Origin of the sequence: Bradyrhizobium sp. Ai1a-2, from assembly GCF_000426245.1 — a bacterium.
In the GTDB taxonomy this organism is placed as follows: Bacteria; Pseudomonadota; Alphaproteobacteria; order Rhizobiales; family Xanthobacteraceae; genus Bradyrhizobium.
Genome location: NZ_AUEZ01000029.1, coordinates 39,492 through 55,177 on the forward strand (window position 1 = coordinate 39,492; position 15,686 = coordinate 55,177).

Annotated in this window: 12 protein-coding genes and 1 pseudogene; all 13 read left to right on the forward strand. The window is 61.4% G+C overall.

The annotated features are described in order from the left end of the window. The 13 genes and pseudogenes from K288_RS0119285 (at nucleotide 1) to K288_RS0119350 (ending at nucleotide 15,521) form a co-directional block, all read left to right on the forward strand. Nucleotides 1–882, forward strand: a complete 882-nt coding sequence (locus K288_RS0119285) for a branched-chain amino acid ABC transporter permease (protein WP_027581042.1) — start codon at nucleotides 1–3, stop codon at nucleotides 880–882. A 3-nt stretch (nucleotides 883–885) separates the two neighbouring features. Beyond that, nucleotides 886–2,535: a branched-chain amino acid ABC transporter permease gene (locus tag K288_RS0119290; protein WP_027581043.1), complete on the forward strand. Its 1,650-nt coding sequence runs from the start codon at nucleotides 886–888 to the stop codon at nucleotides 2,533–2,535. Between the two features lie 73 nt (nucleotides 2,536–2,608). Beyond that, entirely contained in the window at nucleotides 2,609–4,933 is a 2,325-nt protein-coding gene (locus tag K288_RS0119295; protein ID WP_027581044.1) for a N,N-dimethylformamidase beta subunit family domain-containing protein, read from the forward strand. 82 nt (nucleotides 4,934–5,015) lie between these two features. Further along, the gene (locus tag K288_RS45910) at nucleotides 5,016–5,381 is read left to right on the forward strand and encodes a hypothetical protein (RefSeq protein ID WP_027581045.1); all 366 of its coding nucleotides are present in this window, start codon (nucleotides 5,016–5,018) and stop codon (nucleotides 5,379–5,381) included. 66 nt (nucleotides 5,382–5,447) lie between these two features. Then, complete coding sequence (locus K288_RS0119305) at nucleotides 5,448–7,790, forward strand: N,N-dimethylformamidase beta subunit family domain-containing protein (RefSeq protein WP_027581046.1); 2,343 nt, start codon at nucleotides 5,448–5,450, stop codon at nucleotides 7,788–7,790. A gap of 424 nt (nucleotides 7,791–8,214) precedes the next feature. Next, a complete protein-coding gene (locus K288_RS0119315) occupies nucleotides 8,215–9,267 on the forward strand; it encodes a Dyp-type peroxidase (protein WP_027581048.1) in 1,053 nt (350 codons plus the stop codon). A gap of 3 nt (nucleotides 9,268–9,270) precedes the next feature. Continuing rightward, entirely contained in the window at nucleotides 9,271–10,092 is an 822-nt protein-coding gene (locus K288_RS0119320; RefSeq protein WP_027581049.1) for a family 1 encapsulin nanocompartment shell protein, read from the forward strand. A 269-nt stretch (nucleotides 10,093–10,361) separates the two neighbouring features. Beyond that, nucleotides 10,362–10,547 (forward strand): hypothetical protein, encoded by a 186-nt coding sequence (locus K288_RS54775; protein WP_027581050.1) that lies wholly within the window; start codon nucleotides 10,362–10,364, stop codon nucleotides 10,545–10,547. Nucleotides 10,548–10,892: 345 nt separating this feature from the next. Continuing rightward, nucleotides 10,893–11,078: pseudogene (locus tag K288_RS54780) on the forward strand (hypothetical protein); the annotation flags it as partial. Nucleotides 11,079–11,296: 218 nt separating this feature from the next. Continuing rightward, nucleotides 11,297–12,610, forward strand: a complete 1,314-nt coding sequence (locus tag K288_RS0119340) for a hypothetical protein (RefSeq protein WP_027581052.1) — start codon at nucleotides 11,297–11,299, stop codon at nucleotides 12,608–12,610. 384 nt (nucleotides 12,611–12,994) lie between these two features. Continuing rightward, nucleotides 12,995–13,720, forward strand: a complete 726-nt coding sequence (locus tag K288_RS52475) for an STN domain-containing protein (RefSeq protein ID WP_152535587.1) — start codon at nucleotides 12,995–12,997, stop codon at nucleotides 13,718–13,720. A 101-nt stretch (nucleotides 13,721–13,821) separates the two neighbouring features. Next, entirely contained in the window at nucleotides 13,822–14,469 is a 648-nt protein-coding gene (locus tag K288_RS0119345) for an RNA polymerase sigma factor (protein WP_084799655.1), read from the forward strand. A gap of 341 nt (nucleotides 14,470–14,810) precedes the next feature. Continuing rightward, nucleotides 14,811–15,521 (forward strand): FecR domain-containing protein, encoded by a 711-nt coding sequence (locus K288_RS0119350; protein WP_244443182.1) that lies wholly within the window; start codon nucleotides 14,811–14,813, stop codon nucleotides 15,519–15,521. Nucleotides 15,522–15,686: the final 165 nt, after the last annotated feature.

Below are 15,686 nucleotides of genomic sequence, written 5' to 3' on the forward strand. Positions count from 1 at the left end.
GTGGATATCTGGTTCATCGTCAGCAACACAATCGTCCTTGCGTGCATTTACGGCACGCTCGCGATCGGAATTTCGATCACGTGGTCGAGCCTCGGCCTGCTCAACCTGTCCTACGGCTTCATATTCGCATTCGCGGGGTATGGTGCTTGGCTGTTCGCCCAGCATGTCTCCGTGTGGGGGCCTGCAGTGCTGGCCGCGGGTATCCTCGCAGGCGCGCTCGGGGGTGTGATCATCTGTGCGCTCGGATTCATACCGATACACGACAAGCCGAATTTCACCATCCGCGGTCTCATTGCGACGCTCGCGATCAATCTGATCGGCACGCAATTTCTGCTGTGGTGGTTTGGCCCACGGTCGAAGAGCCTGCCGGAGATCTTCGGCAGCTGGTCGGTATCCCTGTCGGGCGCGGTCTTCACGGCCGACAAGGTCGGCAACGTGGTGACGTCCGTCCTGATACTGGCAATCGTTCTCAGGTGGATGCAGTCGAGCCGACGTGGCCTCGAAATTCGCGCCATGATGATGAATCCTCATGCGGCGTCCATCGTTGGTATTGGCGTGCGGCGGACATCCTTCTACGTCATGGGCATCACGGGCGGACTGGCGGGTCTCGCGGCCGTCCTGCTCTCGCAGACCTACTACATCTCGCCGTTCGGCGGACTGATGCCAATGATCAAGGGCGTCAGCATTGCGCTCTGCGGCGGACTCGGTAGCGTGCGCGGCGCCGTCATCGCCGCGATCGTGCTCGGCCTGAACGAGGCGCTGACAGGCATGTCGATCGGCGGCCGCTATGTTCTCGTCACCCAGTTCGTCGTGATCATCGTCATCCTCTTGGTCCGTCCGCGCGGTATCGCCGGGCTGCTCGACAAGGCGAGGGAGGCCTGAGCAATGTCCCTTGATAGCGGCATCAAATGGCGCAATCCACTGTTCGTCTGGGGTGGCAAGCGCGACGTCGAAGAACTTCCGACCATTCCGTTCCGAAGCCATCAGGAGGTCTGGGAAAGGACTCGTCAATCGAAGACGAAGCTGAACCCGGTCGGCCGCCTGCGCTACTACTACAAGTGGCCGGGACACGGCGGAGCGATGTGGAATCGTCTTCGCTACTGGCCGACGCGCCGTCGGGTGCTGCGCCTGCGCGGGGAATACAATCCCAAGACGTTGCGCGCGGAGAAGACGATCGTCGACAAGCGACCGATCTGGTGGGTGCTGGGGCTTCTTGCCCTGGCGATCGCTCCCCTGTTCACGCCCGGCGACCTGCAGAACACGCTGCTGACGGCGGGAGCCACGTTCGGCATCTATTCCGCCATCAGCCTGTGCTGGATGCTCATCATGGGCACCGCGGGGGTCTTCTCGCTCGCCACCTATGCAGTGGTCGGGACGGCCGCGTTCGTTACGGCACTGCTTGCGGTCAAGTTCGCGTTGCCCTGGTGGCTGTTGCCACCTATCGGCGCGCTGGTGGGTCTGGTCTTCGGCGGGATCATCGCGCTGCCCGCCACGCGGTTGGATGGCTTCTACTACGCGCTTCTCACCCTCGGACTCAACGAGCTCTGCCGGGTCTATTTCGTCACCTCGAAGGAATTCGGGTCCGCCAACGGCGGCCTGTATGGCGCAGCGACCTACGTGCCAGAAGATTGGTCGCAGTTGGGTCAGCTGCTTTTAGCGTATTACGCCTGCTTCGGCCTGATGCTGCTCGCGTTGCTGCTCTATCGGTTCGTCAACGGCCGCCGGCTTGGACGAATCCTTCGCATGGCGCCCGAAAAGCGCGAGGCGTTCGCCGAGGCGACCGGGGTGAACTTTCGCCAGGCGCGCGTCTGGGTGTTCCTCATCTCGTCGACGGCGCTGGGCTTCATCGGCGGATTCTATACCTCGAATTTCGGCGGCGTGGCGTTCTCGATCTTCAACTTCGACACCGTCCTGCTGGGCCTCGCCATGCTGGTGATCGGCGGCGTCGGACGTGCAGAAGGCGCGGTGGTCGGCACCCTCATCGTCGTGTTCTTCGACCAGGTGCTGAACACATGGGGACCGGCGCGCTTCATGATCATCGGCCTCATCATGCTGCTGGTCGTTCTCTACCTGCGTAACGGGCTGTTCGGGATCAAGGCGCAGTTCCGTGCCTGGCGCGACAAGAAGAAGAGCGAGCGGCGGTCGACGCGGGCGGAGAAGGGTGGTGAGATGCTGCCCGAGGAGGCGACCGAGACCGACGACAAGAGCGTTATCTATCAGCGGCGCCACGACAAGATGACCCGCGATCATCTCAAGACGCTGGTGTCGCCGGAGATCATCGAGGAGCATCGCCACTCTCTTAACGGACAGCACAGCGAGGCGCTCGAACGGCTGCTGATCTATTTCCGCACCCGTCCTCAGGTGGAGAAGTACGCCATCATGGCCGTGGAACGCTTCGAGGGGTATCGCATCGTGGCGCTGTCTGGCCATCGCGGCGTGGCGCCGCGTGTGGTCGAGGACAGGATTTACTTGACGCCGGATGAGGCCTGCCACGGCGTCTTCATGCGGCGTGTTCAGGACCTGCTGGAGTCCTGATCGAAGTTACGAATGAAGCTGTGTCCGATCTGCGCGGCGGAGTCGGGACGATCGCAAAACGAGGGAGTTGGTGGTGACACCGGTCAGGCTATTTGGCTATACGGACAAGATCTCGGTCAAACCGGGCGAGGCCATCCAGTTTCATGTCAGCGCCGAGGGGACGGACACGGCTGAGGCGCAACTGGTGCGCCTGATCCATGGCGATCAAAACCCCGCAGGACCCGGCTTCGTCGAGGAAGAGGTGGTGTGCACCGCGAATGGCACGTGGCGGGTCGAGCGGCAGTTCACCCAGGTAGGATCGTTCCTCGAGGTCGATGACCCCGGGGGCCGGCTGGCGTTCGCAAGCAGCTTCACCCTGTTCGCCTTCATCCACCCGACTTGGCCCGCGTCCGGAAAGCGCCAAAGTATTATCGGCCGATGGGACGGCGAGCGAAAGCAGGGCTATGGGATCGGCCTCGACGAGAAGGGCTGTCTGCAGTTCTCGATCGGACGCGGCGAAGAGATCGTCGAGTCCGTGGCCGCCGACGTGCCGCTGGAGGTGCAGATGTGGTATTTCGTGGCCGCGACCTTCGATGCGGGGAGCCGGCATGCGACCTTGTATCAAGTCGGTGTCGGCAACAGGTACAACGGCCTGTTGGGCAAGGTCGCGCTTGTTGATTACGAGTCCCGCACATCCGCGATCTTCCGAAGCAAGCCCGGCAACCTCGCCTCAACTCCGTTCCTGATGGCAGGCTCGCGCAGCCGCGACGCGCAGCAGCGTGCGTGCGTGTCGGAGCTTTATTGGGGCAAGATCGACCGGTGCGGCGCGTTTGACGAGGCTCTCCAGCCCGCCGAGCTCGACACGATCAGGAGCGGCCTCGTCCCCGCGATGGAAAGCCTGATCGCGTACTGGGACACGAGCGCAGGATACACCGACCGCGGCATCGGCGATCTCGTGGTCGACGTCGGGCGGCACAAGCTGAATGCCGGAGGATACAACCGGCCCGTTCGCGGCCAGACCGGCTGGAACTGGGACGGCTTCACCGATTGCTTCCGTCTGGCTCCGCACGAGTTCGGGGGGATCGAGTTTCATGCCGACGCGCTGACGGACTGCAATTGGAAGGCGACCAGGGTCGTCACCCTGCCACGCGGTCTCAAAAGCGGCTGCTATGCCATGCGGCTGCGCTCCGGTAGGGGAAAGAACTTGAGCGAGGAGCACGTCGTCTTCTTCGTGCGGCCGGAAAAGCCGCAGGCGCGCATTGCATTCCTGTTTCCGACGTTGACCTACCTTGCCTTTGCGAACGAGCGCCTGAGCTTTGATCATCCGGAGCGCGAGGCCTTGACGGGCCAGCCAGCCGTGCTGTCCGATATCGATATCGAGATGTACGCGAGAGCCGATTTCGGGCTTTCGACCTACGACATGCACGCCGACGGAAATGGCGTGTGCTTCAGCTCCTATCACCGACCGATTATGAACATGCGGCCGAGATACAGGATGCCGAGCCTCGACGTGGCGTCGGGATTGGCTGCGGACCTCTCGATCATCGCTTGGCTCGACCAGAGCGACTTCGACTACGAGGTCCTGACCGACGAGGACCTGCATTGCGATGGGTCGGCGGCGTTGTCGCCGTACGACTGCGTCATCAGCGGCACGCGGCCTGAATACTACACCGAGCGCATGCTGGACGCGACCGAGGACTATATCGCCGACGGCGGCCGCTACATCTATGCGGGCGGCAACGGATTCAACGCCACGGCAGGAGTTCGCGACGGCGAACCATGGATCATGGAGTGTCGGCGTCGCGATGACGGGTACAAGCCATGGATATCGCGCTACGGCGAGCACTACATGGCTACGGACGGGATGCGCGGCGGTCCCTGGAAGGTACTCGGACGGGCGACCCAGAAGCTGGTCGGAATCGGCCTGAGCAGCTCGGGCGGTGGACGAAGCGAGCCATACCGGCGGATGCCAGACAGCTACCACCGCACCGTATCCTGGATCACCAAAGGTGTCGATGGCGAGATTATCGGCGACTTTGGCCTTGCCAATGACGGCGCCGCGGGGCTGGCCCTCGACTATTACGATCGCGCCCTGGGTACACCGCCGCACACCAGGATCATCGCATCGTCGGGGGGGCACACCGACAGCTATGTCGTGAACCAGCAGCTCGTCCTTTATTCCTACCTCGGCCTCTATGGGTCATATGACTGGCGCGTTCATGCCGACATGATCTACTTCACGGCGCCCCGTGGCGGAGCCGTATTCGCGTGCGGCTCGGTCGCGTTCGCGCAATCGCTGCCAGTCAACAATTTTAGAAACAGCGCATCCCGCGTGCTGGCCAACGTCGTCGAGGCGTTCGTCGGGGCTGGCAGGTTGCCCGGGTCCGCCTGGGTCAATGAGGAAAAGCAGTGGGCTTGAAACATCCGTCACGGAATGCCGTGCCGGTACGCCCGGACGGCACGATTCGCGACAGACGTTTACCGATTCTGGAGAGTTGAGGATGCTGCCTCTCGAGTATGACAGGTCTCAGGACCGCGACATCATCGTCCGGGATCGGTTCGACAGCTTCCGCCGCGAGTTTCTGCGGACGCTCGTGACGCCCGAGGTGATCGAGGAGCACCGGCGGTCGCCGCTGGGCCAGCACAGCGAGCGGCTCGAGCGACTATTGATCTACTTCCGCCAACGACCACTGGACGAAAGATATGCGGTCAAGGCCATCGAGCCGTTCCGCAAGTATCAAGTGGTCAGGCTGTCGGGGCATCGGGGGACCTCCCCGCGTGTGGTTGACGAGTTCATCTACGCGTCAGCGAACGACGCCTGGCATGGCCTGTTCCTGCGCTGCATCCGCGACCTTCTCGAAACCTAGAGATAGCTGCAACACGCTGGGTGGGGCACGAGCCTCGTTCAGCTTCTCGATTGGAAACTCCGCACGATGGCGCAGATCAAGATATTTGGTTACGCAGACAAGATCTCGGTGAAGCCCGGCGACACCATACAATTTCATGTCAGCGCCGACGGCACGTCCACCGCTGAAGCCCATCTCGTGCGTCTGATCCATGGCGACGAGCATCCGCATGGTCCGGGATTCATCGAGGAGGAAATCGACTGCGTCGCCAACGGCACCTGGCGGGTCGAGAAGCAGTTCACGCAGGTCGGAGCCTTCCTCGAGGTCGCCGACCCCGATCGCAAGCTCGCACTCGACGGCAGCATCACGCTGTGTGCATTCATCTGGCCGACATGGCCGGATGTCGGGCATCGGCAATGCCTGCTGGGCCGCTGGGACAATGACAGGAATTACGGCTACGGCCTTGGGATCAATCCGAGCGGCAGGCTGGAGTTCTGGATCGGGCGCGGAAGCGAGATCGACTATCTGCAGGCGGAGCTGCCGTTGCAGAAGCAGGCCTGGTATTTCGTCGCGGCCACCTTCGATGCGCGAAGCGGCCGCGCCACCCTCTACCAGGAAGGGGTCGTGAACCGCTACAATAGCTTGCTCAGCAAGGTCGTGCCGATCGAATATCGCTCGCATGTGTCGGAGGTATTTCGGTTCAGGCAGAACAACCTGCCCGATACGCCGTTCCTCGTGGCCGGCTCGCGCGACTGGCACGCACTGCGCGGTCACTTCGTGTCGCAGCTCTACTGCGGGAAGATCGATCGCTGCGGTGTGTTCGATCGCCCGTTGGGTCGCGAGGAGCTCGACGCGATCCGCTCGGGCGGACAGCCTCCATCATACGGCATGATGGCATATTGGGACACCACGAAGGGTTACACCGATCACGGCATCGGCGATGTCGTGGTCGACATCGGACCAAACCGCCTCGATGCGAACGGCTACAACAGACCGGTGCGCGCACAGACTGGCTACAACTGGAACGGCCGCAACGACTGCTTCCGTCTCGCCCCGCATGAATACGGCGGCATCGAATTCCATGCCGACGCGATGATCGACAGCAACTGGAAAGTCACAAAGACGCTCGAGCTGCCCGAAACGCTGCGCAGCGGCGCCTACGCGATGAGGGTACACGGCGGCGACGGCAAGGGCCTGGCCGAAGAGTACATCGTCTTCTTCGTCCGGCCGCGTGTGCCGACCGGGCGCATCGCTCTGCTGTTTTCCACGGCAACCTATATCGCTTATGCCAACGAGCGCTTTGCGACCGACGGCCAGATCGTGCAGCCAATGGCCGGTCAACCGCCGACGATCTCTGAGGTCGACATTGAAATCTACGAAAATCCGGAATTCGGCGGGGGCTGCTACGACTCTCACGCGGATGGCGTCGGCATCTGCTACTCAAGCTATTATCGCCCGATGGTGAATATGCGGCCGAAATACCGGATCTCCGCGTTCGACCTGCCCTGGAATTTCCCGGCGGATCTCTCGATCCTGGCGTGGCTCGAGCACAAGGGGTACGACTACGATGTCTTGACCGATGAAGATGTTCATCTCGAGGGTGTCGCCGCAATGGCCCCCTATGCGTGCATTCTCAATTCCACGCATCCGGAATATCATTCCGAGCGCATGCTCGATGCACACGAGGACTACATCGCCGGTGGCGGGCGTTTCATCTGCATGGGCGCGAACAGCTTCTGCTGCAATGTGGCGTTTCGCGACGACGAACCGTGGATCATGGAGTGCCGCAAGACCGGTGGACACTGGATCGCTTGGGCGGCGCGGCCGGGTGAGTACTACCTCGCCACGACGGGGCAGATGGGCGGAATCTGGACCGGCTTCCAGCGCTGGGGGCAGAAGCTGGTCGGCAATACGTTTGCCGGCGAAGGCTTCGCCCATAGCCAGCCTTACCGGCGGATGCCTGACAGCTACGATCCTGCGCTGGCCTGGATCACCGAAGGAATCGAGGGGGAACTCATCGGCGATTTCGGCCTGGGCAACGGTGGAGCGGCGGGCATCGAGATCGACTGCTACAAACTGGGGTTCGGCACACCGCCCAACACCAAAATCATCGCATCCTCGGGTGGTCACCCCGACAATTACATCGCCCACGACGAGGAGGGGGCGCACGCGCATCAGGGTTTCAGCGGGACGCACAACTACATCCTGCGGGCCGATATGGTGTACTTCGAGGCGCCGAATAACGGTGCGGTGTTTGCAACCGGATCCATTGCGTTCGGGAGTGCCCTTCCTATCAACGGCTTCGAGAACAACGTCTCGCAGCTTCTGAGCAATGTGGTGAACGCGTTCGTCAGGCCGGGTCCGTTGCCCGGCTCATCGAAAGGAAGTCTTGAGGAGAATATTGGAAAGCTTGAAGGGATTAATCTCTGAACCAGCCCAACTTGGAAACTTCACTTCACGTAGTTCTTGCTCGCTCGTCGGTCCAAGCGCGGCATCCGCCACACGCTCGCTCCTGGCGGGGTCTACCTCGCCCAAGACATCAAGGGCTCAAGCCATCATCACGGCGATCTCAATCACCCGCTCGGGCCGCTGCTTTACACGGTTTCGTGCATGCACTGCATGACGGTTTCCTTGGCGGCTTCTCAGATGTCCGAGTTTACGAAAGGCCTCAGCCGTAACGAGTATCTTATCGTCAACGCGGCGACGCTCGCCGGCACCGGCGCCGCCAGGTCCTATAAACTGGCCAGAGCTGGACGATGCTGATATCGTGTATCCAAGAATGACCGCGCAACTCGGTCGTGCGGCGTTTCGTCGGCCGACTTTCCGATCTCGCAGAGGTAGCAAGGAGTGAAGGGTGCCGTCTGCTGTTTCGCAACCAGTCGTCGCGCAGCTGACGCGAGCCGCCATTTTTCTGGTCGTAACGGTCAATGCCGGAAAGGAGAGCGAAGTCGCCGTGCGCGGTTTGTGCGCGGACCTGTCCTCTCTGTTGCGAGCCGTTGGGTTTCGTGATCTCGAGGGGCGGTTGTCGTGCGTCATGGGATTTGGTTCCGACGCTTGGGACCGGCTCTTCGGTGCGCCGCGTCCGAAGGACTTGCACTCCTTCCGTGAAATTCGCGGCGTGCATCATGCGGTCTCGACCCCGGGCGATCTTCTTTTTCACCTGCGATCCACGCGCATGGATCTGTGCTTCGAGATCGCGGCGCAGATTATGTCGCGGCTCGCGAGCGCGGTGACCATCGTCGACGAGGTGCATGGTTTCAAATATTTCGATGACCGCGACCTCATGGGCTTCGTCGACGGGACAGAGAACCCGGTCGGTGAGGACGCTCAAAGAGCGGCCATCATCGGCGAGGAGGATGCGCCCTTTGCCGGCGGAAGCTATGTCATCGTGCAGAAATATCTGCACGATCTAGAGCGCTGGAACGAAGTCCCGGTCGAACAACAAGAAGATATCATCGGTCGGCACAAGCTCTCTGACATCGAGCAGGACGATGCGGCGAAGGCGCCATACGCGCACAATGTTCTGACCTCGATCGAGGACAACGGCGAGCAGCTTCAGATTGTGCGGGACAACATGCCCTTCGGCGAATTCGGAAAAGGTGAGTTCGGCACCTACTTCATCGGATACGCACGATCGCCCCGCCGCATTGAGCAGATGCTCGAAAACATGTTCATCGGCAGGCCGCCGGGCAATTACGACCGGCTGCTCGACTTTAGCCGGGCGGTCACCGGGATATTGTTTTTCGTGCCGTCGGCAACCTTCCTGGACAACGTCACCCCGGAAATGATGTCGACAGCGCCGGAGCACGTTCAGAGCTCAGAAGACCCTGACATCGCGAACACGCCTCCGAAACCCTCGTCGTCCCGCGATGGTTCACTCGGCATTGGCTCACTGAAAAAGAGGTAGACTGTGAATAATCTTCATCGCGAACTCGCTCCTATCTCGGATAAGGCCTGGGCTCAGATCGAAGAGGAGGCCTCCCGGACGCTAAAGCGCCACTTGGCGGCGCGCCGGGTGGTCGACGTTCCGGACCCCAAAGGTGTCGACCTCGCGGCCGTTGGCACGGGTCATGTTCACCAGATCCCGGCGCCCGGCGACGGCATCCAGGCGGTCCAACGCGACGCGAAAACGCTGGTCGAACTGCGCGTTCCATTTGAACTCTCCCGACAGCAGATCGACGATGTCGAGCGCGGCGCGACCGATTCGGATTGGTCGCCGGTGAAGGAGGCGGCGCGCAAAATTGCCTTTGCCGAAGATCGCGCTGTCTTCGACGGATATCCCGCAGCTGGAATTCAGGGTATTCGTCAAGGCAGCAGCAATGCTGTCGTCGCATTACCGGCAAGCGTAAGGGGCTATCCGGGCGCTGTCGCGCAGGCCGTAAGCCGATTGCGGCTCGCCGGCTGCAACGGTCCTTATGCGCTCGTGCTCGGCGCAGATGCCTATACGGTGGCCGCAGGAGGAACCGACGAGGGTTATCCGATCTTTCACCACATTGAGCGCGTGATTGACGGCGGCATGATCTGGGCGCCAGCAGTGGAAGGCGCATTCCTGTTGACGACGCGGGGTGGAGATTTCGAGCTAGACATCGGCCAGGACATCTCCATCGGGTATCTCAGCCATTCGAGCTCGATGGTGGAGTTATATTTCCAGGAGACCTTTACCTTCCGGGTGCTGACGACCGAGGCGTCCGTGGTACTCGAGCCCTCGAAGGCGCCGGCCGCCAAATCATAGAAATCCGAAGAACCTCAACATGACGACGCGATTCAAGAGCGGCGACCATAGAACTTGGTAATTGCTCATGTGACCGCGACGATCATTGGAGACGTCCACGCTGAGGCTATTGCTACGTCAACCCGCAGGGTCTGGTCACCGGTGCCGGCATCGCCGCCCTGGTCACGCTGCCCGGCCAGGATCCGACCAGGAGCAATGTCACCCTGGTCGCACCTCGCGGCACCATTGATCTCGGCGCTGCCTGCGTCCGCGGCAACGACATCTTCATTGTGGCGCAGTTCGTGCTGAACTCCTTCAACATCCAGGCCACCGGCACGGTGACGGGCCTCGTGTTCACGCCGCCGCCGAACGTCGCACTGGCCGCGACCGCCAACAACGCGACCGCCGCCACCCAGCAGGCCGGCCAGCCGGCCCAGACCAGAAACAACGAGCAGCCCTTCCGTCATCATCGTTGAATTCCTCGGCTTCGGCGGCGATGACGGCGCGACGCAGGATCGGCCACCGGAGGAAAGGCGCGAGCGCAGGTTCTCACAATCATTCGGCCCGAAACGCTCGCGCGTTGGCACAGAGCCGGATTCCGCTGCGACTGTCGTTGGAAGTCGCGCCCACGGGGCCGAAGAATGCTCAGGGGGCTGTCCCGTTACTTTTCCGGCCATGCGCCAGAGGATATCGATCCGAGCTACTAACTCGTAGACCACCTGTCGAAGCTTTCGGGAAGCGTTGCCTTTTTTGCCTGCGAGTTGGCGCGGATCGTCGACGTTGGTGACCACGCGGTTCTCAGCGCCGGCGACCGTTCGCTGCGCGAGATTACCCTTAAGGGCAAAGAGCCAACGAACCTTGCCTTTGGTGGGCCGGACGGCAAGACAGCTTTTGTCACCCAGCGACAAGGCGGGTTCGTTGGGGCCTTCCGAACCGATCAAGAAGGACGCCAACGCTGTTTGCAGCGACCCGAGTGCGAGAAACCGGTTGCACAGTCCAGCCACTAGCCGATCAGCAGAATGCCGCGTTGGCGTCTTTTTCCGACGGCACGGGCAAGGCGGTACTGATTTCGACGCGCCGCTCGCGCATCCAGGCTGCGCTCCATTGCAATTGAAACAAGGATCTTCGGAGCCCGAAACACACCCGTAGCGCGGCTGCCACCAGATGGTACGGAAGGACATCGCGAGGAGCGACCATGAGCCATCATCTAGGGCAGCGCGCAGTTGTGATCGGAGCGGGAATTGGCGGATTTTGCGCCGCCGGCGCACTCTCTTCCTATTTCAAGGAAATCGTTGTTCTTGAACGCGACGCTCCTCCGCCCTCGGCTATCCCGCGCGCAGGCGTCCCCCAAGATCGGCATCCGCATCTTCTCTTGGCCAGCGGATTGCAGGCGCTTGGGGACATCTTTCCGGGATTCGAGAAGGATCTTGTCGATGGCGGCGCTGTTTCCATCAACGCTTTTCGAGACATACGGTACGAGCGAGCGGATGTCGGTGCTCTGCCGCAGCGCGATTGTGGCGCGTCGCTGCTCTGTGCCTCGCGGCCGCTGATCGAGTACGTGGTCCGGCGTCAGGTGGCTGCAATCGCCAACGTCACGTTGCGATCGCATTGCCGTGTGACGGAAATTGCGTCGGATGCCATCCGACCGTCGGTGAGGTACGAGAGCGCCGCAAGAGAGCTTGCAGCAGTCGAGGCGGATCTCGTGGTGGATGCATCCGGCCGCGGCGTGCCTACACTCGGCTTGCTCGCCGCACTCGGCTGGGAACGGCCGCTTGAGACCGTTGTTGGCGTCGATATCAGCTATGCGACCGCGCTCGTTCGGCCTGAGGGTACGTCGTTGGACGGACAGATCCTGGTCACGTTGCCCGATCCGAGTTCCTCTGTGTTGTCCGGCCTCACATTGCCCATCGAAGGCGGGGGCTGCTTTGTCTCGCTTTCCCAGTACGGCGCGACGAAGCAGCCGGAGACTTGGCAGGACTTTCTTGCTCTCTCGCGTCAACTGAATACGCCGACGATCTACAACGCGATTTGCAAGCTCGCGCCACCCGACGGCTTGAGACACTTCGTATTCGATGAGAGTCGCTGGAGACATTTCGAGCAGCTCCAGAGGCTGCCGCGCGGGATTCTGCCGATGGCCGACTCGCTCTGCCGGTTCAATCCGATCTACGGGCAGGGCATGTCTGTCGCTGCGCGGCAGGCAAAGCTGTTGCATGAGGTTCTGGATCGCGTTGCCGGGGAGGCGGACCCGATCGAGGAACTCCAAGCTGCGTTCATGGCCGAAGTGGGCTCGCTGCTTCAAGCACCCTGGAACATGGGTGTGAATGCCGATTTCGCCTATCCGGGCACGCGGGGGCAACGCCCGGAGCGGTACGAGGAAAGCAGGCAGTTCGAGGCCGCACTCTTCCGAGCTATCGTGTCAGATCCGGTGGTCCATAGGGCGTTCTCGGACGTCCTGCAACTCATCAAGCCGTTTGACCTCCTGCAAGATACTGACATCCGGCGACGGATCGATGCCCATGTCGTGGTAAAAAATGCATGACAAGGGCGCGCGTTGCATCCGACAGTCCGCGCGGCTCCAGCGGCACCCGCTCCCTGCCACCGGTCATAACTGGAATTGCGAAACCGCCTGCTGAAGTGATTGGGAGTCACGGGCGACCGCCTGTGTGGCTGCTCGCGTAAGCCTCTTATTTCTAGGGCCTCGCTAAGCTTGGATAGATCAGTGATTGATCGTCAATTTCCTGGTTGGCGAGCTTATTTACGTTGGCGGCGGGGGTGAAGTTCCTGCAACGAGGGCGTGGCGGCACTGGCGGACATCTTGTCAGTTGCCTTCTCTACGGCGCACCCACTCGGGCACCTATTACGATATTCCTATCGAATTACGCCCGGGATCGTGCTTCAACAGCCTCACGGTAGGAGAGCCATTGTGGGGTGCCGAAAGAACAGAACGACGCTGCACTCCTCTTCTGGCTTCAAGGAATTGTTGCGCAAAGGGTGGTTTTTCGTCACAGCTGGACTGCTTGCCGTGGGAATCTTAATTCACCCACAAGGCGCTGCAGCGCAAGGAGCCAATCCGACCACGGCCTTGCGTTCGGCCGCATACGATATTCCAGCTCAAGACCTCGATGCCGCGCTCAACGTCTATATGAAAGTCAGCGGTGCGCCGGTACTCTATGAGGCCCCCCTCACGAGTGGTCGGCGATCAATGCCGGTGAAAGGATATCTGGCGCCAGCGCCAGCGTTGCGTGTCTTGCTATTGGGCACTGGGCTTGCGGCGCGGCGTGTTGGGAATGATGCGTTCAGCATTGTTGTCGCGACTGCACAGGATGCCGATGCACCAGCTGCGCCATTGATGCCAAGCAGCCATTTTGGCGTGGTTCTGCAAGCGAGCGTTATGAGGGCCGTTTGCCGCGCTCCGAAAACGCGCCCTGGCAGCTACAGGATTGCGCTCGCACTTTGGATCGGGCCGACAGGCAATGTTCAGTCCAGCGCGCTCATCGGTTCGACGGGTGATGAGGCGCGCGATGCGGCCCTCATTGCCGTCCTGCAAAACGTGACGGTCGGTGTTGGCCCTCCCGCGGGTATGTCGCAACCCATCATCCTGACTATCGCACCACGGCCGCCTCCTGAAACGGGAGATTGCTCCGGCTGATCGGGGCCAAAGGACAAAAAGTCCGGTAGTCAATCTGTCATGCAATCCGGATAGACCGGTTGTCATTTCTATTCTGTGGCCGCTTCCAGCAGGCAGCCGCGATGCGCGATATCGACCCGACCGGCGGGCTTGGATCAGGGCGACGTGAGCATGGGGAACCTAGAAGCGGTGGGACTTCGATTGAATCGATGGCAGATACGACGTGGGCAGCCCTGCGTGGGCTGCTAGTTGAAAGATATGAGCATTTCCGGGGCCGCCTGACCCATCGACTCGGCTCTGAGGAACTCGCAAGCGAGAGCCTGCACGAGACATGGCTACGATTGCACCGCGACGACCACATCGGCACGGTGCATAATGCGCCGGCCTTCCTGCTGCGCATCGCAATCAACGTCGCGGTGGATCGCTTGCGTGGCGAGAAGCGGCGCGCGGACTGGTCCGAAATCGAAGCGTTGATCGAGGTCCCCGATACCGCCCCCGATCCAGCGCGGACGACACATGGACGCCTCGAGTTCGAGATGCTCGAGCAGGCGATCAGGGAATTGCCAAAGCGAACGCGTGCGATCCTTCTGGCGTCACGGCTGGAAGGGTTGACACATCGGGCGATTGCACAGCGGCTTGCAATTTCCAATCGGACAGTTGCTTATGAACTGAAGCGCGCGATCACGATATTGGAGGCGCGCCTTGAAAAAAGTTCGCCACCAGATTGCGTTGAAGCGCCGCCGGGATCGTCTCAGGAAGTAGAGAAGTAGAAGAGCCTGGGATTTCACCTGGGGCTGCGTCGGGCAGTCGTGGCCCAGAAAATCAGCTATAAGAGAGCATGACCATCAAGGATTCCCAGGACGAGCGCGAGCGATTGCGACAGGAGGCTTGGGATTGGTTTCTCCTCGTGATCTCGGGCGAAGCGACGAAGACCGATCTGGCCGACGTGGAACGCTGGCGAGCGCAGAGCTCGCTGCATGCTGAGGCCTTTGTCGAGGCGAGCAAGCGTTGGCGGGCGATCGGATCTGCGGGCGCAAACGTGATCCGGCAATGCGGTCGACCGCCGTCCGCCCAAGGTCTAGGTCGGCCAGCGCTCATCGGACGCCGTGCATTGCTCGGCGGCGCGCTCGCTGTCTCGGCGGCAAGCATCGCTGTGCTGGTGCAACGGCCGCCACTTGGCCTGTGGCCGTCGTTGAGCGAATTTGCCGCAGATTATCGCACCGAAACCGGCCAGCGGCAGCAGATCGCTCTTGCGGACAATGTCTCGATCGACATGAACACCCAAACCAGCCTCAACATTCGCAAGGTGGCTGACCGGCAGGTCGACCGCGTTGAGTTGATCGCGGGCGAAGCCGCCATCACCACGCGATCGCGACGGGTCGAGGTCGTCGCGGCGAATGGTGGCATGTGGGCGGACAATGCGCAGTTCAACGTCCGTCACGACCGAGCCGAAGTTTGCGTGACGTGCCTGGCTGGTCGCGTGCACGTCGATCGGCAGGGCCTGTCGGCAATGATCGGACAAGGCGAGCAGACGACTTACGGCGCCCACGGTCTAGGCCAGACGACCGCCGTCGACCCCGCTGTCGTTACTGGATGGCGGGAAGGCAGCCTCCTGTTTCGGGATCAGCCCCTGGCGCGTGTCATCGAAGAGGTCAATCGCTACAGGCCCGGAAAGATCGTCCTAATGAACGAAGCTCTCGGCCGACGCCGGGTGACCGCTCAGTTTAAGCTCGATCAGCTGGATATCGTCATCACCCAGCTGCGCGAGAGCCTTGGCGCCCAGGTCACGGCTCTGCCCGGCGGAATCATGCTGGTGAGTTAAGGCTCATCATCCTTATGGTGGTTAAGTCACCACAAAGCCTTCGGAATCTTGGCCAAGAAAAAAACTCCACGAGCGCGTTGCAAACTCCTCTCGACCCAGACGTCTAGGAAATGTCGGAGCAATTCTCCGACAGGGCATAGCGATGGCCGGCACTCGTTTCGTTGA

Coding starts and splice junctions, on each gene's coding strand:
- K288_RS0119345 (WP_084799655.1), top strand. CDS start 13,822: ATGCGCGATATCGACCCGACCGGCGGGCTTGGATCAGGGCGACGTGAG.
- K288_RS0119305 (WP_027581046.1), top strand. CDS start 5,448: ATGGCGCAGATCAAGATATTTGGTTACGCAGACAAGATCTCGGTGAAG.
- K288_RS0119290 (WP_027581043.1), top strand. CDS start 886: ATGTCCCTTGATAGCGGCATCAAATGGCGCAATCCACTGTTCGTCTGG.
- K288_RS45910 (WP_027581045.1), top strand. CDS start 5,016: ATGCTGCCTCTCGAGTATGACAGGTCTCAGGACCGCGACATCATCGTC.